The sequence below is a fragment of the Winogradskyella vidalii genome, assembly GCF_013403955.1.
GTDB classification, from domain to species: Bacteria; Bacteroidota; Bacteroidia; order Flavobacteriales; family Flavobacteriaceae; genus Winogradskyella; species Winogradskyella vidalii.
Genome location: NZ_JABFDG010000001.1, coordinates 856,315 through 875,492 on the forward strand (window position 1 = coordinate 856,315; position 19,178 = coordinate 875,492).

General features: G+C 33.9%; 17 protein-coding genes and 5 tRNA genes. All 22 read left to right on the forward strand.

Annotation, left to right across the window (positions count from 1 at the left end):
- The first annotated feature begins 6 nt into the window (after positions 1-6).
- The 22 genes from HM982_RS03480 (at position 7) to rpoB (ending at position 19,154) form a co-directional block, all read left to right on the forward strand.
- The gene (locus HM982_RS03480) at positions 7-1,239 is read left to right on the forward strand and encodes an ABC transporter permease (RefSeq protein ID WP_179351727.1); all 1,233 of its coding nucleotides are present in this window, start codon (positions 7-9) and stop codon (positions 1,237-1,239) included.
- Between the two features lie 378 nt (positions 1,240-1,617).
- Entirely contained in the window at positions 1,618-2,598 is a 981-nt protein-coding gene (locus tag HM982_RS03485; RefSeq protein WP_179351728.1) for a PLP-dependent cysteine synthase family protein, read from the forward strand.
- Positions 2,599-2,801: 203 nt separating this feature from the next.
- Complete coding sequence (locus tag HM982_RS03490) at positions 2,802-4,073, forward strand: DUF2851 family protein (protein WP_179351729.1); 1,272 nt, start codon at positions 2,802-2,804, stop codon at positions 4,071-4,073.
- A gap of 35 nt (positions 4,074-4,108) precedes the next feature.
- A complete protein-coding gene (locus HM982_RS03495; protein WP_179351730.1) occupies positions 4,109-4,336 on the forward strand; it encodes a PspC domain-containing protein in 228 nt (75 codons plus the stop codon).
- A 224-nt stretch (positions 4,337-4,560) separates the two neighbouring features.
- Complete coding sequence (locus HM982_RS03500) at positions 4,561-6,435, forward strand: alanine/glycine:cation symporter family protein (protein WP_246296560.1); 1,875 nt, start codon at positions 4,561-4,563, stop codon at positions 6,433-6,435.
- Between the two features lie 81 nt (positions 6,436-6,516).
- Complete coding sequence (locus tag HM982_RS03505; protein WP_179351731.1) at positions 6,517-7,404, forward strand: ComEA family DNA-binding protein; 888 nt, start codon at positions 6,517-6,519, stop codon at positions 7,402-7,404.
- Between the two features lie 13 nt (positions 7,405-7,417).
- On the forward strand, positions 7,418-8,584 hold the full coding sequence (locus tag HM982_RS03510; RefSeq protein WP_179351732.1) for an acyl-CoA dehydrogenase family protein: 1,167 nt from the start codon (positions 7,418-7,420) through the stop codon (positions 8,582-8,584).
- A 117-nt stretch (positions 8,585-8,701) separates the two neighbouring features.
- A complete protein-coding gene (locus tag HM982_RS03515; protein WP_179351733.1) occupies positions 8,702-9,592 on the forward strand; it encodes a tyrosine-type recombinase/integrase in 891 nt (296 codons plus the stop codon).
- Between the two features lie 73 nt (positions 9,593-9,665).
- Positions 9,666-9,968 carry a ribosome hibernation-promoting factor, HPF/YfiA family gene (hpf, locus tag HM982_RS03520; protein ID WP_179351734.1) on the forward strand — a complete coding sequence of 101 codons (303 nt, stop codon included), beginning with the start codon at positions 9,666-9,668 and terminating at the stop codon, positions 9,966-9,968.
- Between the two features lie 114 nt (positions 9,969-10,082).
- Positions 10,083-10,156, forward strand: a tRNA-Thr gene (locus tag HM982_RS03525).
- A gap of 85 nt (positions 10,157-10,241) precedes the next feature.
- Positions 10,242-10,323, forward strand: a tRNA-Tyr gene (locus HM982_RS03530).
- Positions 10,324-10,548: 225 nt separating this feature from the next.
- Positions 10,549-10,621: transfer RNA gene (locus tag HM982_RS03535), tRNA-Gly, on the forward strand.
- Between the two features lie 71 nt (positions 10,622-10,692).
- Positions 10,693-10,764: transfer RNA gene (locus HM982_RS03540), tRNA-Thr, on the forward strand.
- A 69-nt stretch (positions 10,765-10,833) separates the two neighbouring features.
- The gene (tuf, locus tag HM982_RS03545; protein WP_179351735.1) at positions 10,834-12,021 is read left to right on the forward strand and encodes an elongation factor Tu; all 1,188 of its coding nucleotides are present in this window, start codon (positions 10,834-10,836) and stop codon (positions 12,019-12,021) included.
- Between the two features lie 64 nt (positions 12,022-12,085).
- A tRNA-Trp gene (locus HM982_RS03550) sits at positions 12,086-12,158 on the forward strand.
- Positions 12,159-12,267: 109 nt separating this feature from the next.
- On the forward strand, positions 12,268-12,462 hold the full coding sequence (gene secE, locus HM982_RS03555) for a preprotein translocase subunit SecE (protein ID WP_179351736.1): 195 nt from the start codon (positions 12,268-12,270) through the stop codon (positions 12,460-12,462).
- Positions 12,463-12,480: 18 nt separating this feature from the next.
- Complete coding sequence (gene nusG / locus HM982_RS03560; protein WP_179351737.1) at positions 12,481-13,026, forward strand: transcription termination/antitermination protein NusG; 546 nt, start codon at positions 12,481-12,483, stop codon at positions 13,024-13,026.
- A 66-nt stretch (positions 13,027-13,092) separates the two neighbouring features.
- A complete protein-coding gene (gene rplK, locus HM982_RS03565; RefSeq protein WP_092446936.1) occupies positions 13,093-13,533 on the forward strand; it encodes a 50S ribosomal protein L11 in 441 nt (146 codons plus the stop codon).
- Positions 13,534-13,544: 11 nt separating this feature from the next.
- Positions 13,545-14,234 (forward strand): 50S ribosomal protein L1, encoded by a 690-nt coding sequence (gene rplA, locus HM982_RS03570; protein WP_179351738.1) that lies wholly within the window; start codon positions 13,545-13,547, stop codon positions 14,232-14,234.
- Positions 14,235-14,253: 19 nt separating this feature from the next.
- Positions 14,254-14,775 (forward strand): 50S ribosomal protein L10, encoded by a 522-nt coding sequence (gene rplJ / locus HM982_RS03575; protein ID WP_179351739.1) that lies wholly within the window; start codon positions 14,254-14,256, stop codon positions 14,773-14,775.
- A 60-nt stretch (positions 14,776-14,835) separates the two neighbouring features.
- Entirely contained in the window at positions 14,836-15,210 is a 375-nt protein-coding gene (gene rplL, locus HM982_RS03580) for a 50S ribosomal protein L7/L12 (protein WP_179351740.1), read from the forward strand.
- A 131-nt stretch (positions 15,211-15,341) separates the two neighbouring features.
- Entirely contained in the window at positions 15,342-19,154 is a 3,813-nt protein-coding gene (gene rpoB, locus HM982_RS03585) for a DNA-directed RNA polymerase subunit beta (RefSeq protein WP_179351741.1), read from the forward strand.
- Positions 19,155-19,178 lie beyond the last annotated feature (24 nt).

Here is a 19,178-nt window from a genome sequence, read left to right on the forward strand (position 1 = left end):
GTAGATTTGAATTTCGAGTTATTTATAGCTAAACGTATAATTGGCAATAATACGTATAAAAGTAGTGTTTCGGCACCAATTATTAAAATTGGTATCGCCGCAATTGCTATTGGTATTATTGTAATGCTTATTGCTATTGCTACAGGATTGGGATTGCAACAAAAAATTAGAGATAAAGTTGTGGCGTTTAATGGCCATATTGAAATCACTAATTACGATACAAATGCTTCTGATGAATCGCAAGTGCCCATTTCTATAGACCAAGATTTTTATCCCGATTTTACAACTGTTGAAGGGGTAAAACATATTCAAGGTGTCGCTACAAAATTTGCGGTAATTAGAACTGAAACAGATTTTGAAGGTGTTGTTGTAAAAGGTGTCGGAGCCGATTATAATTGGGAATATTTTAAAGCCTTTTTAATAGACGGTCGATTGCCAGATTATTCAAAAGACCGAAACGAAGAAGTTTTAATTTCAAAATATTTAGCCAATCGTTTAGGATTTAACGTCGGCGATAAGTTTCAGACCTTATTTGCTGAGGAAATAGACAAGCTACCACGTTTAATGAGTTTTGAAATTGTAGGGATTTATAATTCGGGTTTTCAAGAACTCGATGAAAAATTCTGTATTGCAGATTTAAGACATATTCAAAGGCTAAATAGATGGGAGGCTAATCAAATAGGAAATTTTGAAGTCTTTATTGATGATTTTTCTAAGATTGAAGAAAAAACCGTTGAAGTATTTAAGGAAGTACCATCTTTAATGAATGCCACTTCAATTACTCGAAAATATTACACCATATTTGAGTGGATTAAGATTTTTGATACCAATACCTACGGCATTATAGCCATTATGATTATTGTAGCTGGTATTAATATGATTACCGCTTTGTTGGTTTTAATTCTAGAACGCACAAGAATGATTGGGATTCTTAAAGCCTTAGGAAGCTCTAATTGGACCATTAGAAAAGTGTTTCTTTACAATGCCTCTTACCTTATTGGCTTAGGATTATTATGGGGAAATATAATTGGGTTAAGTTTGTTATTTGCTCAAAAATATTTGAAGCTTTTTCCTCTGAACCCTGATACTTATTACGTAAATACTGCACCTGTTTACATCAGTTGGGATTATATTGTTATTCTTAACATTGGTACATTCATTGCGTGCTTATTAATGTTGTTGATTCCTTCAATAATTATTTCAAAGATTTCGCCAGTTAAAGCGATTCGATTTGATTAAAAACCTCCCTTGATTTTTTTATTAATGTTTGCTGTGTTTTCTCCGTGAATCTCTATGGATTCTTTGTGAAACCTCGTATAATATTTTTATAGATATAACTTAGCTTCTTTTCATATTAGCGTCTTCACGAGAGAGTTTTTTTTAGTATTTATATCTTCTAGAAGTTTAAAACAAATCTGCTACGTATATCAGTGCAATAACTTTCAAATTTTAATAACAAAACATTAATAAATTCAAAATTAGTAAAACACAACATTTAACGTAACTTTGCCCTTCCAAAAAAAACAATTAGGAAACGAACCTAAGAAAAAGGTTTAACCATCACAAGATTAGAGTAAAGGAGCATACATTTTACCTCTATAAAAATAATAAACAGAAATGAACTACGTAGAAAATATATTAGGTACAATAGGAAACACACCATTAGTAAAAATGAACAAACTAGTGGAAGATTTACCATGTTTAGTTCTCGCTAAATACGAAACTTTTAACCCAGGAAACTCTGTAAAAGACCGTATGGCTTTACAGATGATTGAAGATGCTGAAGCCGATGGTCGTTTAAAACCAGGGGGTACAATTATTGAGGGTACGTCTGGAAATACAGGAATGGGACTAGCATTAGCAGCCATTATCAAAGGGTACAAATGTATTTTTGTAATCAGTGATAAACAGTCCAAAGAAAAGATGGATATTCTTAGAGCTGTAGGGGCAGAGGTTGTGGTTTGCCCAACAGATGTAGAGCCAACAGATCCTAGAAGTTACTATTCAGTATCAAAGCGTTTAGGTGAAGAAACACCAAATTCTTGGTATGTTAATCAGTATGATAACTTGAGTAATACTAAAGCGCATTATGAAAGTACCGGACCAGAAATTTGGAAACAAACCGATGGAAAAGTGACTCATTTTGTGGTTGGTGTTGGCACTGGAGGAACGGTTTCAGGTGTTGGGAAATACCTAAAAGAACAAAACCCTAATGTTAAAGTTTGGGGAATTGATACGTATGGTTCGGTATTTAAAAAATATCACGAAACAGGTGTGTTTGATGAGAATGAAATTTACCCTTATGTAACTGAAGGTATTGGTGAAGATATTTTACCCGCTAATGTTAATTTTGAAGTTATTGATGGTTTTACTAAAGTAACAGATAAAGATGCAGCAGTGTACACGCAGAAATTAGCAAAAGAAGAAGGAATGTTCTTAGGGAATTCTGCCGGAGCAGCTATTAAAGGCGTTTTACAATTAAAAGAACATTTTAAACCAGAGGATGTTGTCGTCGTTTTATTTCACGATCACGGTAGTCGTTATGTAGGAAAAATGTTTAATGACGATTGGATGCGAGAAATGGGCTACATTGAATAAATGAATTGCTTTATGGTCACTGAGCGAAGTCGAAGTGCTCACTATATAAAAATAAAAATCCTGAATTTTACTCAGGATTTTTTTTGTTTACGTCATTGCTATCAACGTGAAATAATCTGTTTTACAGTTTAAATAGAAATCAAATTTCGAAATAGTTTTCACAAAATTACTGTGATTTTGAGTCTAATTCTCTATTTTAGAGGATGCAAGAAGATTTTCTCCACTACATCTGGAAACATAAAGCCTTTGATTCATCAGTATTAAAAACAACCAAAAAAGAGCTTATAACGATTTTTCAATTAGGGCAGCATAACTATAATGCAGGTCCAGATTTCTTCAATGCGCAATTGAGTATTGACACACAACTTTGGGCTGGTAATGTAGAGATTCATATAAAATCTTCGGATTGGTACCTTCATAATCACGAAACAGATAAGGCTTATGATAATGTCATTCTTCATGTGGTATGGGAGCATGATACCGAAATCTTTAGAAAAGATAATTCTGAAATTCCGACTTTAGAATTAAAACACCACGTGAATCAGAACTTAATTACAGGATACAAAAAATTAATGCAGTCCAAAACTTGGATTAATTGTGAAGCTAGTTTTGCTGAAGTTGATAATTTTTTATTAAATAATTGGCTAGAACGGCTTTATATTGAGCGTTTAGAACGTAAATCTGAAACCATACAACAATTATTAAAAGATTCTAATAACGATTGGGAAGCCGTTTTATTTAAGATGCTTTTGAAGAATTTTGGTTTAAAAATCAATGGAGCGTCTTTTTTTAGTTTAGCCAATTCCATGGATTTTTCTGTTCTAAGGAAACTTCAAAATAATACTTTTGATATTGAAGCTCTACTTTTTGGTCAAGCTAATTTGTTGTCAGAAGATATTATAGAAGACGTTTACTACTTAAATTTAAAAGAACGTTATGGTTTTTTAAAACAAAAATTTAAGCTTACTAATCTAGGGGTTTTCCCTTTGCAGTTTTTTAGGTTGCGACCACCAAATTTTCCCACCATTCGTTTGTCACAATTTGCGAATCTATATAGTCTTGAACAGCACTTATTTTCTAAAGTTATGGAGTGTAATACAAAAGAAGCGTTTTATAAGCTCTTTAATATAGACGTTACTAGTTTTTGGAAATCACATTATACATTTGCAAAAACTTCAAAAGCATCATCTAAGTTGTTGACAAAAGCATTTGTCGATTTATTAATTATTAATACTCTTATTCCTTTGAAATTTAGCTACGCTAAGCTACAAGGTAAACCAGTTGAAGAAGCGATGTTTAAATTAATAAGAACGATTAAAATTGAGAAGAACACTATTGTTTCAAAATTTTTAGATTTAAAACCAGTAGAAAAAAATGCATTAAATTCTCAAGCATTATTACAGTTAAAACAGAATTATTGTGATAAAAATAAGTGCTTACATTGTGCTGTTGGCAGTAATTTGATTGTGAAGTGATGTAATTATATAATGAAAATTAGCTAACTTGCAGTATGAATAAATCTTATAATTTACTTTTATATTTTCAAAAACGAGGTTATTACGTTTGTCAACGTATTGCAGACCGTTTAGGAATAAGAGCTAAAATTGTAAGAACGTCCTTTATGTATCTTACATTTGTTACACTTGGCTTTGGTTTTGCCTTATATTTATTTTTGGCGTTTTGGATGCGAATTAAAGATATTGTTTACACTAAGCGGTCATCTGTCTTCGACTTGTAATAAAATTATTTGATTTTTAAGCACTTTTTATTCAGTAGGTTAGTTCAGTGTTTTGACTTACGATTTTCATGTTTTTTTAAGACGAGTGTATTTGTTGACATTAAATTTATGTTGATAGGGTGTGAAAAAAATACAACCATTTTATAGGGTGTTGCTTTATTGACTCATTTTTTTTTCGCATATTGTCACCTCTAAAACTAAAAAACTAACTAATAACTACACAAATGAAGAAGTATCTTCTTACCCTTTTGACATTAATTTTACCTCTATTAATTATTGCTCAAGAGCCTCCTTCTAAAGAAACCACTTCTCAAAAAATAGACCGAAACTTTAAAGATTACACAGGCTGGTTTGTCGATGGTATTTTTTGGGAAATACCTTTTGGTGAAATCGAAGAGAAAGTTGTTTTAAATACGGCTTCAACAGATATTCAAGCATTTAATAAGACGATTGAAAACGATACCGTTTATTTTAGTGATATAAAAATGCCGAGTATAAAAATAGCAACTAAACTAGCTATTAAATCAGGTCAGAATGTTTATATAAAAGATGATGCGGTTATAGCAATTCCTGAGGCATATATTAACAATACGCAAGATATTGTGCTTGCTGCAAAAGCACCATACATAAGTATTCCGTGGGTGTTAATCGTATTAATAGGAGGTGCATTATTTTTTACAATCTATTTTAAGTTTATCAATGTTACTGGCTTTAGAATGGCTATTAGAGTGGTAAAAGGTGAATATGAGGATATTGAAAAGCATGGTGCTGATACATTATATGGTGATAGTACGCCAAATGAAGGTGAAAATATAATAGAAACAATTAAAGATGATGGTGCAGATGGCGAAGTTTCGCATTTTCAAGCTTTAACAGCAGCTTTATCTGCAACCGTTGGTTTAGGAAATATAGCAGGTGTTGCTGTAGCACTATCAATAGGTGGACCAGGAGCCACTTTTTGGATGATTGTTGCTGGGTTTTTAGGAATGGCTTCAAAATTTGCTGAGTGTACACTTGGGGTAAAATATAGAGATGTAGGTGAAGATGGAACGGTATATGGAGGGCCAATGTATTACCTTACTAAAGGTTTAAAAGCCAAAGGTATGGCAGGTTTTGGTAAAGTGTTAGCTGTCATATTCGCTATTTTCGTTATCGGAGGTTCTTTTGGTGGTGGAAATATGTTTCAGGCCAATCAAGCCGCAGCTCAGTTTGTGAAGTTGTTTGAGTTAGATCCAGCTTCTAATGCAGGACTCTATTTCGGACTCGTTATGGCGGCACTTGTTGCTATTGTAATTATTGGAGGTATTAAACGTATTGCTAAAGTTACTGAAAAAGTGGTGCCTTTTATGGCTGGTATATATGTCTTAGCAGCCTTGATTATTTTATTTGCTAATTTTAGTTTAATCGATGATGCTTTCATGTTAATTTATAATGGCGCTTTCTCTGGGTTAGGTATCGCTGGTGGACTTGTAGGTGTAATGATTCAAGGGATTAGAAGAGGTGCTTTCTCTAATGAAGCTGGTGTGGGTTCTGCTGCAATTGCGCACTCTGCAGTTCGTACAAAGTATCCTGCCTCTGAAGGTATTGTAGCACTGTTAGAACCTTTTGTCGATACCGTTGTAATTTGTACAATGACAGCATTGGTCATTGTAATTACAAATTTTGATGGTGGCTTTATGCAGTATGGTGTAGAGATTAAAGAAGGGGTAGAAATTACAGCTACAGCCTTTGATTCTGTTATTCCACACTTTTCAATTGTACTTACTATAGCGGTAATTTTATTTGCATTTTCAACCATGATTTCTTGGTCATATTACGGTATGCAAGGTTGGGTGTTTTTATTCGGAAAAGGTAAAGTTTCTGATTTAGCTTATAAAATCTTATTTTTATTCTTTGTGGTAGTTGGTGCTTCTATTAGTTTAGGTGCAGTTATTAATTTCTCTGATGCTATGATTTTTGCCATGGTTGTCCCTAACATAATTGGTGTAATTATTCTTTCTCCAATTATTAGAATGGAGTTGAAAAAATATAACAAAGCCATTAACGTAAAAGCTGATGCTATTGAAGAAGGTGCAGACGACCTTAATGAAATGTTATAAATTTAGGTCTGAGATTTATCAGCTCAACAAATGCGTGTAACTAACAATATGTGATTACTGTAAAATTTTAAAACGATACATATGAAATCCCATTTCCAGTTTTCTAATCAACAACGGAGTGGGATTTTTTTATTGGTATTACTGTTGTTAATTGCCCAATGTGTCTATTGGTTTGTTCCTGATATTTTTTCATTCTCAAATGAAGATTTTAAAAATAATGAAATTGAAATCGAATCGTTTAGACGCGAATTAGACTCACTTCGCTTAATTGAAATTGAAAATAATAAACCAAAAATTTATCCATTTAACCCTAATTATATTACAGACTACAAAGGGTATTCACTTGGGATGTCTAATGAAGAAATTGATAGGCTGCATCAATTTAGAGAAGGCAACCAATGGGTTAATTCTGCTAAAGAATTTCAGCAAGTCACTAAGGTTTCAGATTCTTTTTTAAACACTATTTCGCCTTATTTTAAATTTCCAGATTGGGTTACTAACCCAAAACCAAAGTCGCAAGGGTATAGTAATTCCTATTCAAACTCTAACAATCCAAAAACCTTTGAGCAAAAAATAGACTTAAATACAGCCACCGCAATTCAATTAAAAAAAGTTTATGGTGTTGGTGAAAAACTATCGGAACGCATTGTTAATTATAGAAACAAATTTAAAGGTGGTTTTATTTCAGAAGTTCAACTAAGTGAGGTTTATGGGTTATCTCCTGAAGTGATTGAACGTATTAAAAACGACTTTGTAGTTAAAACACCAAGAGCAATTACAACTTTTAATATTAACACAGCGACTAGAGATGAGCTGGTTACCATTCAATATATAGACTACGAAATTGCACATCATATCATTGAGGAGCGAACACTTAGAGATGGTTTTAACTCGATTGATGATTTGTTACTCGTAGAAGATTTTCCGGTCAAAAAATTCGATATAATTAAGTTATATTTGCACTTATAACAAATTGAATTTTATGCCTGATTTATATTTTACTGAAGAGCACAATTTATTTAGGGAAAGCCTTAGAGAATTCTTGCAAAAAGAAGTTGTGCCGCATATTGATAAATGGGAAGAAACGGGTCGTATAGAACGTTTTATCTGGAAAAAATTTGGAGATATGGGTTATTTTGGTCTTGCTTATCCTGAAAAATATGGCGGACTAGACTTAGATTTGTTCTATACCGTTATATTTTTAGAAGAGTTGCAACGTATTAATTCTGGTGGGTTTGCTGCAGCAATGTGGGCGCATGCCTATTTAGCAATGACCCATTTAAATAAAGAAGGTGACGAGGCCATAAAAGAAAAGTATCTCGCAGATAGTATATCTGGTGATCAAATAGGCTGCCTTTGTATTACAGAACCCTTTGGAGGTAGTGATGTTGCAGGTATGCGAAGTACCGCGGTTAAAAAAGGAGATACTTACGTTATTAATGGTTCAAAAACGTTTATCACTAATGGGGTGTATAGCGACTATTTAGTTGTGGCAGCGAAAACTAATCCTGAATTAGGAAATAAAGGTATTAGTATCTTTTTAATGGATAGAGATACACCAGGTATTTCGGCGACTAAACTAGATAAGTTAGGATGGCGTGCCTCTGATACCGGTGAAATTGCTTTTGATAATGTGGTTATTCCAGCTTCAAATTTAATGGGAGAAGAAGGACAAGGTTTTCCATATATTATGCAACACTTTGCGTTAGAGCGTTTAATAATGGGAGTTAACTCACATGCAAGAGCCGAATACGCTTTAGAATATGCTAAAAAATATATGTCTGAAAGAACAGCTTTTGGAAGAACTATTGATAAATTTCAAGCTTTAAGACATACGTATGCAGATTGCGAAACACAAATGGAAATTTGTAAGCAATTCAATTATTACGTAGCCAAGCGCTTAGATATGGGCGACTATGTAGTAAAAGAGGCGACAATGTCTAAATTACAATCTACAAAAATGGCCGATGATGTGATTTACCAGTGTCTACAATTTTTAGGCGGTTATGGTTATATGGAAGAATATCCATTAGCACGTATGGCTAGAGATAGTAGACTTGGACCAATAGGAGGAGGAACTTCAGAAATATTAAAAGAAATCATTGCCAAAATGGTCATTGATAATAAAAATTATAAACCAGCGACTTAGGCGTTGAATTAAAAATAAGTTAATAGAAGTCCTGCCTTAGTGCAGGATTTTTTTTGCACCTAAGCTAATATTATTTGTGTATTAATGGTTATATTTAATGTTAATCAAAACTATGTAATGAGCATTAAAGCCTTTTCAGATTATTTATTATTAGAAAAAAAATATTCTAAGCATACGGTGTTAGCCTATACAAGAGATATTCAAAAGTTTGAAGCCTTTTTAAAACAATATCATAATTCTAACGACATCGCAACAGTAGGGTATTCTGAAATTAGACAATGGATTGTAACTTTAGTTGATGCTGATATTTCAAATCGAAGTATAAACAGAAAAGTATCGTCATTAAATACCTATTATAAGTTCTTATTGAAGATTGAAGCTATTGTGGTTAATCCATTAAAACAGCATAAAGCTTTAAAAGTAGGAAAGAAATTACAGTTGCCTTTTTCGGAACAAGAATTAAAAACGGTATTAGAAAACTCAATTGTTGTTAACGATTTTGAAAGTTCTAGAAACCACCTTATTATAGAGTTGTTTTATGCTACAGGAATTAGACGTGTAGAGTTAATTAAATTAAAACTTCGTGACGTAGACCTGAGTAGTAACCAAATAAAAGTATTAGGTAAGCGAAATAAAGAAAGGTATATTCCATTACTAGACGCTTTGTCAAAGTCTTTAAATAGTTATTTAGCCTACCGAAAGAATTTACCTGTAATAGAAGATAAAGAGATGTTATTTTTAACCAAAAAAGGTATTAAAGTTTATGAAAATCTTGTTTACAGAATAATAAATAAGTATTTTAGTGAAGCATCTACGAAAGCAAAATGCAGCCCTCATGTATTAAGACATTCATTTGCAACGCACTTATTAAACCAAGGTGCCGATTTAAATACCATAAAAGAGCTTTTAGGACATACAAGTTTAGCATCAACTCAGGTATATACCCATAGCAGTATAGCCGAATTAAAAAAAGTACATGCAAAATCGCATCCTAGAAACCAACGTTAAGCTTTGCTTAATTTTTATTAATATGTGTTAGTTAAAATTAGCTAGCACTTATGTTTAACTTAAAATAAGATATATGAAAGTAAACACGCAATCCGTTAATTTTACAGCAGACGCTAAGCTGATAGATTTCATTCAGAAACGAATGGACAAATTAGATATGTATTATGATAAAATAATTCAGTCTGATGTATATTTAAAAGTTGAAAATACAAGTGATAAGGAAAATAAAATAGTTGAAGCTAAAGTTAGCGTCCCTGGCGATAGTTTTATAGTGAAAAAGCAATGTAAGTCCTTTGAAGAAGGGACAGATGCAGCTATTGCTTCTTTAGAAAGACAGATAAAAAAACGTAAAGAAAAATTAAGAGCTCATAATTAATTTAATTTTTTTTAAAAAATGTTTTGATTAGATAAATAAAACATTACATTTGCAGTCCGTTAGAAATAGCGGACTTTTTTATGGTCGTTTTTTGATCGTGAAAATGTAACAAAAGCCGATGTAGCTCAGCTGGCTAGAGCAGCTGATTTGTAATCAGCAGGTCGTGGGTTCGAGTCCCTCCATCGGCTCTTTAAAAATTTTAAAATTTATATTTTTTTTTAGTTTTTAGGAAGAAATAAATTCTTAATTTTGAAATCTTGAATTTTAAGTTTTGGGGAGATACTCAAGCGGCCAACGAGGGCAGACTGTAAATCTGCTGACTACGTCTTCGCAGGTTCGAATCCTGCTCTCCCCACAAAGAATTTTAAAAATGGAAGTTGTTAAAAGCTTGCTTTTGTAAAACTACGCTTTAAGATTCTTTGGGTTGAGTCATCAATCCAAGATTGCCGACCGAAAGGAGGTGAGCTAAAAATAATCATGAAGCTTTGAAATATTGAAAACCTTTCAAGTTTTCTAAAATTTAGATTCTTTATCATTTTTGTGGTTTAGAATTTTAGGGTTTTAGAACTTTTGATTAAATGCGAGAGTAGCTCAGTTGGTAGAGCGTCAGCCTTCCAAGCTGAATGTCGCCGGTTCGAACCCGGTCTCTCGCTCTAAAAAATTTACGAGTTAAGACGCGTGATTTTCACTTCGTAAATCTGATAATCGGTATCGTAAATGAATTGCCGGTGTAGCTCAGGGGTAGAGCGTTTCCTTGGTAAGGAAGAGGTCACGAGTTCAATTCTCGTCATTGGCTCTTTTTTCTAAGTCACAAATTAGAACAACAATTGAACACTAATAATAATAAGATTAAAATAAATTAAACATGGCAAAGGCAACTTTTGATCGTTCAAAACCACACTTAAATATTGGTACTATTGGACACGTAGATCACGGTAAAACAACTTTAACTGCTGCTATTACTAAAGTATTAGCTGATGCAGGTTATTCAGAAGCAAGATCATTCGATCAGATTGATAATGCTCCAGAAGAAAAAGAAAGAGGTATTACAATTAATACATCACACGTAGAATATGCAACATTAAACCGTCATTACGCTCACGTTGACTGTCCAGGTCACGCGGATTACGTAAAGAACATGGTTACAGGTGCTGCTCAAATGGATGGTGCTATCTTAGTTGTTGCTGCAACTGATGGTCCTATGCCACAAACTCGTGAGCATATCTTACTTGGTCGTCAGGTAGGTATTCCTCGTATCGTTGTATTCATGAATAAAGTGGATATGGTTGATGATGAAGAGTTACTAGAATTAGTTGAAATGGAAATCAGAGATTTATTATCATTCTACGAATATGATGGTGATAATGGTCCTGTAGTAGCAGGTTCTGCATTAGGTGCACTTAACGGTGAGCAAAAATGGGTTGATACTGTATTAGAGTTAATGAATCAAGTTGATGCTTGGATTGAAGAGCCAACTCGTGATATGGATAAGCCATTCTTAATGCCAATTGAAGATGTATTCTCAATTACTGGTCGTGGTACTGTTGCAACTGGTCGTATTGAAACTGGTGTTGGTAACACAGGTGATCCTGTTGAAATCATCGGTATGGGTGCTGAGAAATTAACATCTACTATTACTGGTATTGAAATGTTCCGTCAAATCTTAGATAGAGGTGAAGCTGGTGATAACGCTGGTATCTTATTAAGAGGTATTGAGAAGTCTCAAATCTCTAGAGGTATGGTGATCTGTAAGCCAGGTTCTGTAACACCACATGCTAAATTTAAAGCAGAGGTTTACATCCTTAAGAAAGAAGAAGGTGGTCGTCATACACCATTCCATAATAACTACCGTCCACAGTTTTACGTTCGTACAACTGACGTAACAGGAAACATTGCACTTCCTGATGGAGTTGAAATGGTAATGCCTGGTGATAACTTAACAATTACAGTTGAGTTGATTAACACAATTGCAATGAACGTAGGTTTACGTTTCGCTATCCGTGAAGGTGGTAGAACAGTTGGTGCTGGTCAGGTTACTGAAATTCTAGACTAATAACATTATAGTTAAATAGTTAATTAAGGTGTCTCGATAGTTCGGGACGCCTTGATTATTATTTACGGGTTTAGCTCAGTTGGTAGAGCACTGGTCTCCAAAACCAGGTGTCGTGAGTTCGAGTCTCTCAACCCGTGCAAATAATAAATCGAAAAAAGAGGCTTATCTAAAGCTTTTAGGAAGTGTCTTAAGTCGATAAAATATAAAGTGGATTGTTTTATAATCCTTAATTAAAGAAAATATCAAATGGCTGGATTAGTAACCTATATAAAAGAATCGTTTGAAGAGTTAAAGAATAATGTGTCATGGACACCATGGCCAGAAGCTCAAAGATTAACGATAATTGTAGCTGTGTTTTCAATTATTTTTTCCTTAGCTATTTGGGGAGTTGATACTGCTTTTAGTAGAGCCGTAAAGACTTATTTTGAAATAATACACTAATAAATATACAAGTTGAAGATGTCTGATAAAAAATGGTATGTTGTTAGAGCGGTTAGCGGTCAAGAAAATAAAATTAAATCTTATATAGAAAGTGAAATTTCAAGATTAGGATTAGAAGATTATGTTGATCAGGTTTTAGTACCAACCGAAAAAGTTATTCAAATCCGTAACGGAAAGAAAATCAATAAAGAAAAAGTTTACTTTCCAGGTTATATTATGGTTCAAGCCAACTTAAGTGGCGAAATTCCTCACATTATTAAATCGATTACAAATGTTATCGGTTTTCTAGGGGAAACAAAAGGAGGTGATCCTGTGCCTTTAAGACAGTCAGAAGTAAATAGAATGTTAGGTAAAGTAGATGAATTATCTGTAGATGCCGATGCTAATGTTGCTATTCCATTTACTAAAGGGGAAACTGTAAAAGTTATCGATGGTCCTTTCAATGGTTTTGATGGAACGATCGAAAAAATTAATGAAGAAAAGCGTAAGCTTGAAGTAATGGTTAAGATTTTTGGAAGAAAAACACCATTAGAGTTAAGTTATATGCAAGTAGAAAAAGTTTAATAATTGTTACATAAAGAGCGTTTTATCTATGCTTCCAATATAGATAATCGTAATAAACATTAAGAAATGGCAAAAGAAATAGACAAAGTAGTTAAGCTACAAGTTCGGGGAGGTGCTGCGAATCCATCGCCACCGGTAGGACCCGCTTTAGGTGCCGCTGGAGTTAACATCATGGAGTTCTGTAAGCAATTTAATGCTAGAACTCAAGATAAAGCAGGTAAAGTTTTACCTGTTGCGATCTCTGTTTACAAAGATAAATCATTTGATTTTGTAATCAAGACGCCACCAGCTGCAGTACAATTATTAGAAGCGGCCAAACTAAAGAAAGGATCAGGAGAACCAAACCGACGTAAAGTAGCAAAAGTAACTTGGGATCAAGTGAAAGCAATTGCAGAAGATAAAATGGCAGATTTAAATGCCTTTGAAATTGGATCAGCTATGAAAATGGTAGCTGGTACTGCAAGATCGATGGGTATCACTGTTAAAGGAGGAGAAGCTCCAAACTAAATTTTTTAGAAATGGCAAGATTAACAAAGAAGAAAAAAGAAGCACAAGCAAAGGTAGATAAGAATAAAATTTACTCTTTAGAAGAAGCTTCAACATTACTAAAAGAAATTACTTATACAAAGTTTGATGCTTCTATCGATTTAGCAATCAGATTGGGTGTAGATCCACGTAAAGCCAATCAAATGGTTCGTGGGGTAGTTTCGTTACCACACGGTACAGGTAAAGACATGAAGGTTCTTGCGCTTGTAACTCCAGACAAAGAAGCAGAGGCTAAAGAAGCTGGTGCTGATTATGTTGGGTTAGATGAATACTTACAAAAAATTAAAGATGGTTGGACAGATGTTGACGTTATCGTTACTATGCCAAGCATTATGGGTAAGTTAGGACCATTAGGTAGAGTATTAGGACCAAGAGGTCTTATGCCAAACCCTAAGACAGGTACAGTAACTATGGATGTAGCTAAAGCAGTTGCAGAAGTAAAAGCTGGTAAAATAGATTTTAAAGTAGATAAAACAGGTATCGTACATGCACCAATAGGTAAAGCATCATTTGATACTGATAAAATTATTGGTAACGCCCAAGAATTATTATCTACAATTATGAAGTTAAAGCCAACTGCTTCAAAAGGAACTTATGTAAAGAGCATTTATATGTCTAGTACAATGAGTCCAAGTATAGCAATTGACACAAAAATAGGATAGTAGTTAAACTTAGAACATTATGACAAGAGAAGAAAAATCCCAAGTAATTGAAGAGTTGACTGCTCAGTTAGCAGATAATACAAATATCTACTTAACAGATATTTCTGGATTAGACGCAGCAACAACTTCAAATTTAAGAAGAGCATGTTTCAAATCTAACATTAAGTTAGCAGTTGTAAAAAATACGCTTTTAGAGAAGGCAATGGAAGCATCGGAAAAAGAATTCGGTGAATTACCTACAACTTTAAAAGGCAATACATCTGTAATGTATTCTGAAACAGGCAACGGGCCAGCAAAAGTAATTAAAGAATTCCGTAAAAAATCTGAAAAGCCTTTATTAAAAGGAGCTTTCATTGAGGAGTCTATTTACATTGGTGACGATTTACTAGATACTTTAGTAGAAATTAAGTCTAGAGAAGAACTTATTGGCGAAATAGTAGGCTTATTACAGTCTCCTGCTAAAAACGTTATCTCAGCACTTAAATCTAGTGGAGGTACCATCGCAGGTATCGTTAAAACATTATCTGAAAGAGAAGGATAATCGTAATTTATTACACAATAGAAAATTATATTATAACACACATTATTAAACAATAGAAAAATGGCAGATTTAAAAGATTTCGCAGAACAATTAGTTAACTTAACAGTAAAAGAAGTTAATGAATTAGCAACAATATTAAAAGATGAGTATGGTATCGAGCCTGCTGCTGCTGCAGTTGCAGTTGCTGCTGGTGGTGCTGGAGGTGGCGAAGCTGCTGAAGAGCAAACTGAATTTGATGTTATCTTAAAAGCAGCAGGTGCTTCTAAGTTAGCTGTAGTAAAATTAGTTAAAGAATTAACTGGTTTAGGTTTAAAAGATGCTAAAGGTTTAGTTGATGACGCGCCAAGCCCAATTAAGGAAGGTGTAACAAAAGACGAAGCAGAAGCTTTAAAAGCTCAGTTAGAAGAAGCAGGAGCTGAAGTTGAGCTTAAGTAAGCTTAATTCATCTACAATACAAGGTTTAGGTTTGTCCCGCAATTTTTTTGCGGGATAAGACCTAAACCCTTTTGTGTATATAAACGTTATATACATATTTTAGTTTTTATTTAATAAAATCTCGTTCATCAATGTTAGTAAAAAAGGCTGAAAGAATTAATTTCTCTTCTATTGTAAATAGAACAGATTACCCAGACTTTTTGGATATCCAAATAAAATCTTTCCAAGATTTTTTCCAATTAGAAACAAAATCAGAAGAAAGAGGTACTGAAGGGTTATACAATACCTTCATGGAAAACTTCCCAATTACAGATACTCGTAATCAATTCGTACTAGAATTTTTAGATTACTTTATTGACCCTCCAAGATATTCTATTGAAGAATGTATCGAAAGAGGTTTAACCTATAGTGTGCCTTTAAAAGCAAGATTGAAATTATACTGTACGGATCCAGAACATGAGGATTTCGAAACAATAGTTCAAGACGTATATTTAGGTACCATCCCTTATATGACACCAAGTGGTACATTTTGTATTAATGGTGCAGAACGTGTAGTAGTTTCTCAATTACACAGATCACCAGGTGTATTCTTTAGCCAGTCTTTCCATGCTAATGGAACCAAATTATATTCAGCAAGAGTTATTCCTTTTAAAGGCTCTTGGATAGAATTTGCTACAGACATTAACAGTGTTATGTATGCTTACATTGATCGAAAGAAAAAATTACCAGTTACAACTTTGTTCAGAGCTATCGGTTTTGAACGTGATAAAGATATTTTAGAGATTTTTGACCTTGCAGAAGAAGTAAAGGTTTCTAAATCTGGATTAAAGAAAGTTATCGGTCGTAAATTAGCGGCTCGTGTATTGAATACATGGCACGAAGATTTCGTTGATGAAGATACCGGTGAAGTGGTATCTATTGAGCGTAACGAAATTGTATTAGATCGTGATACCGAAATAGACAAAGATAATATTGAAGAAATTCTTGAAGCAGAAGTAAAAACGATTCTTTTACACAAAGAAAGCGCGCAACAAGGAGATTACGCAATTATTCATAATACCTTACAGAAAGATCCAACAAACTCTGAAAAAGAAGCTGTTGAGCATATCTACCGTCAATTACGTAATGCTGAGCCGCCAGATGAGGAAACAGCGCGTGGTATTATAGACAAATTATTCTTTTCTGACCAACGTTACTCTTTAGGTGAAGTAGGTCGTTATAGAATGAATAAAAAATTACAGTTAGATATCGGAATGGATAAGCAAGTGCTTACCAAAGAAGATATCATAACGATTATAAAATATTTAATTGAGCTTATCAATTCTAAAGCAGAGATTGATGATATTGATCACTTATCTAACCGTCGTGTACGTACCGTAGGTGAGCAACTATCGTCTCAGTTTGGTGTTGGTTTAGCACGTATGGCACGTACCATTCGTGAGCGTATGAACGTTCGTGATAACGAGGTCTTTACACCTATCGATTTAATTAATGCAAAGACTTTATCGTCTGTAATTAATTCTTTCTTTGGAACCAACCAGTTATCTCAATTTATGGATCAAACGAATCCTTTGGCAGAGATTACGCACAAGCGTCGTCTTTCGGCATTAGGACCAGGTGGTTTATCAAGAGAAAGAGCAGGTTTCGAAGTACGTGATGTTCACTATACACACTACGGACGTTTATGTCCTATTGAAACACCAGAAGGACCAAACATTGGTTTAATTTCTTCTTTATCGTGTTATGCTAAAGTGAATGCTATGGGCTTCATTGAAACGCCTTACCGTAAAGTTGAAGAAGGTGTTGTTGATATTAAAAATACACCAACTTATCTTAGTGCTGAAGAGGAAGAAGATATGTTAATCGCTCAAGCGACTATCAATGTTGATGATGATGGGAAAATATTAGCAGATAAAATTATCTCTCGTCAAGAAGGTGATTTCCCTGTTATTGACCCTGTAAATGTTAATTATACAGATGTTGCTCCTAACCAAATTGCATCGATTTCGGCGTCGTTAATTCCATTCTTAGAACATGATGATGCCAACCGTGCATTAATGGGATCTAACATGATGCGTCAGGCCGTACCATTATTACGCCCTGAAGCTCCTATTGTTGGAACTGGTTTAGAACGTCAAGTAGCTTCAGATTCTAGAGTATTAATAAATGCTGAAGGTGCTGGTACTGTTGAGTATGTAGATGCTCAAAAAATTACAATTAGATATGAACGTACTGAAGAAGCAGCCATGGTTAGCTTTGATAGTGATACTAAAACATATCCTTTAGTAAAATTCAGAAAAACAAACCAAGGAACATCAATCAACTTAAAGCCAATCGTAGAGAAAGGTGATAAAGTAGCAAAAGGACAAGTACTTTGTGAGGGTTATGCAACTGAAAATGGTGAATTAGCACTTGGTAGAAATATGAAAGTAGCCTTTATGCCTTGGAAAGGGTATAACTTTGAGGATGCGATTGTAATTTCTGAAAAAGTAGTTAGAGAAGATGTATTTACATCGATTCATATTGATGAATATTCATTAGAAGTTAGAGATACTAAGTTAGGTAACGAAGAGTTAACTAATGATATTCCTAATGTATCTGAAGAGGCGACTAAAGATTTAGATGAAAATGGTATGATTCGCATTGGTGCTGAAATCAAACCAGGAGATATCTTAATCGGTAAGATTACACCAAAAGGTGAATCTGATCCTACGCCAGAAGAAAAATTACTTAGAGCAATCTTTGGAGATAAAGCAGGTGACGTAAAAGACGCCTCTTTAAAAGCATCTCCATCTTTAAATGGTGTAGTAATTGATAAGAAATTATTTGCAAGAGCCGTAAAAGATAAGCGTAAGAGAGCACAAGATAAAGAAGATATCGAAAAGCTAGAAGATGCTTACGATAACAGATTTGATGATCTTAAAAATGTAGTTGTTGAAAAATTATTCAACATCGTTAATGGTAAAACCGCTCAAGGTATTTATAACGATTTAGGAGAAGAAATTATTCCTAAGGGTAAAAAATATACCTTAAAGATGTTAAACGCTGTAGATGATTATACACATTTAACTTCAGGAAAATGGACTACTGATGATCATACAAATGAAATGGTTGCCGATTTAATCCATAACTATAAGATTAAAGAAAATGACCTTCAAGGGTCTTTAAGACGCGAGAAATTTACCATTTCTGTTGGAGATGAATTACCAGCAGGTATTATCAAATTAGCTAAAGTTTATATCGCTAAAAAGCGTAAACTTAAAGTAGGTGATAAGATGGCAGGTCGTCACGGTAACAAAGGTATTGTTGCACGTATCGTTCGTCAAGAAGATATGCCGTTCTTAGAAGATGGAACGCCTGTTGATATTGTATTAAATCCACTTGGTGTACCATCTCGTATGAACATTGGTCAGATTTATGAAACCGTTTTAGGTTGGGCAGGTAAAGATTTAGGTAAAAAGTATGCAACGCCAATTTTTGATGGTGCGACTTTAGATCAAATTAATGCTTACACTGATGAAGCTGGTATTCCAAGATTTGGTCATACTTATTTATATGATGGTGGAACAGGAGATCGTTTTGATCAACCAGCAACTGTTGGTGTGATTTATATGATTAAGCTTGGTCACATGATTGATGATAAAATGCACGCACGTTCTATAGGACCATACTCATTAATTACGCAACAACCATTAGGTGGTAAAGCACAATTTGGTGGACAACGTTTTGGTGAAATGGAAGTATGGGCACTTGAGGCTTATGGCGCATCAAGTACACTACGTGAGATCTTAACTGTAAAATCAGATGATGTTATTGGTAGAGCAAAAACTTACGAAGCTATCGTTAAGGGTGAGCCAATGCCAGAACCAGGACTTCCAGAATCGTTCAACGTACTTATGCACGAATTGAAAGGTTTAGGATTGGATATTAGATTAGAAGAATAAATTTATAGTTGACAGTCTCAGTTT

Bases quoted from the DNA above. Each gene is read 5' to 3' on its own strand.
- HM982_RS03485 (WP_179351728.1), top strand. From the start codon at position 1,618: ATGAACTACGTAGAAAATATATTAGGTACAATAGGAAACACACCATTA.
- HM982_RS03490 (WP_179351729.1), top strand. From the start codon at position 2,802: ATGCAAGAAGATTTTCTCCACTACATCTGGAAACATAAAGCCTTTGAT.
- HM982_RS03495 (WP_179351730.1), top strand. From the start codon at position 4,109: ATGAATAAATCTTATAATTTACTTTTATATTTTCAAAAACGAGGTTAT.
- HM982_RS03500 (WP_246296560.1), top strand. From the start codon at position 4,561: ATGAAGAAGTATCTTCTTACCCTTTTGACATTAATTTTACCTCTATTA.
- HM982_RS03505 (WP_179351731.1), top strand. From the start codon at position 6,517: ATGAAATCCCATTTCCAGTTTTCTAATCAACAACGGAGTGGGATTTTT.
- HM982_RS03510 (WP_179351732.1), top strand. From the start codon at position 7,418: ATGCCTGATTTATATTTTACTGAAGAGCACAATTTATTTAGGGAAAGC.
- HM982_RS03515 (WP_179351733.1), top strand. From the start codon at position 8,702: ATGAGCATTAAAGCCTTTTCAGATTATTTATTATTAGAAAAAAAATAT.
- hpf (WP_179351734.1), top strand. From the start codon at position 9,666: ATGAAAGTAAACACGCAATCCGTTAATTTTACAGCAGACGCTAAGCTG.
- tuf (WP_179351735.1), top strand. From the start codon at position 10,834: ATGGCAAAGGCAACTTTTGATCGTTCAAAACCACACTTAAATATTGGT.
- secE (WP_179351736.1), top strand. From the start codon at position 12,268: ATGGCTGGATTAGTAACCTATATAAAAGAATCGTTTGAAGAGTTAAAG.
- nusG (WP_179351737.1), top strand. From the start codon at position 12,481: ATGTCTGATAAAAAATGGTATGTTGTTAGAGCGGTTAGCGGTCAAGAA.
- rplK (WP_092446936.1), top strand. From the start codon at position 13,093: ATGGCAAAAGAAATAGACAAAGTAGTTAAGCTACAAGTTCGGGGAGGT.
- rplA (WP_179351738.1), top strand. From the start codon at position 13,545: ATGGCAAGATTAACAAAGAAGAAAAAAGAAGCACAAGCAAAGGTAGAT.
- rplJ (WP_179351739.1), top strand. From the start codon at position 14,254: ATGACAAGAGAAGAAAAATCCCAAGTAATTGAAGAGTTGACTGCTCAG.
- rplL (WP_179351740.1), top strand. From the start codon at position 14,836: ATGGCAGATTTAAAAGATTTCGCAGAACAATTAGTTAACTTAACAGTA.
- rpoB (WP_179351741.1), top strand. From the start codon at position 15,342: ATGTTAGTAAAAAAGGCTGAAAGAATTAATTTCTCTTCTATTGTAAAT.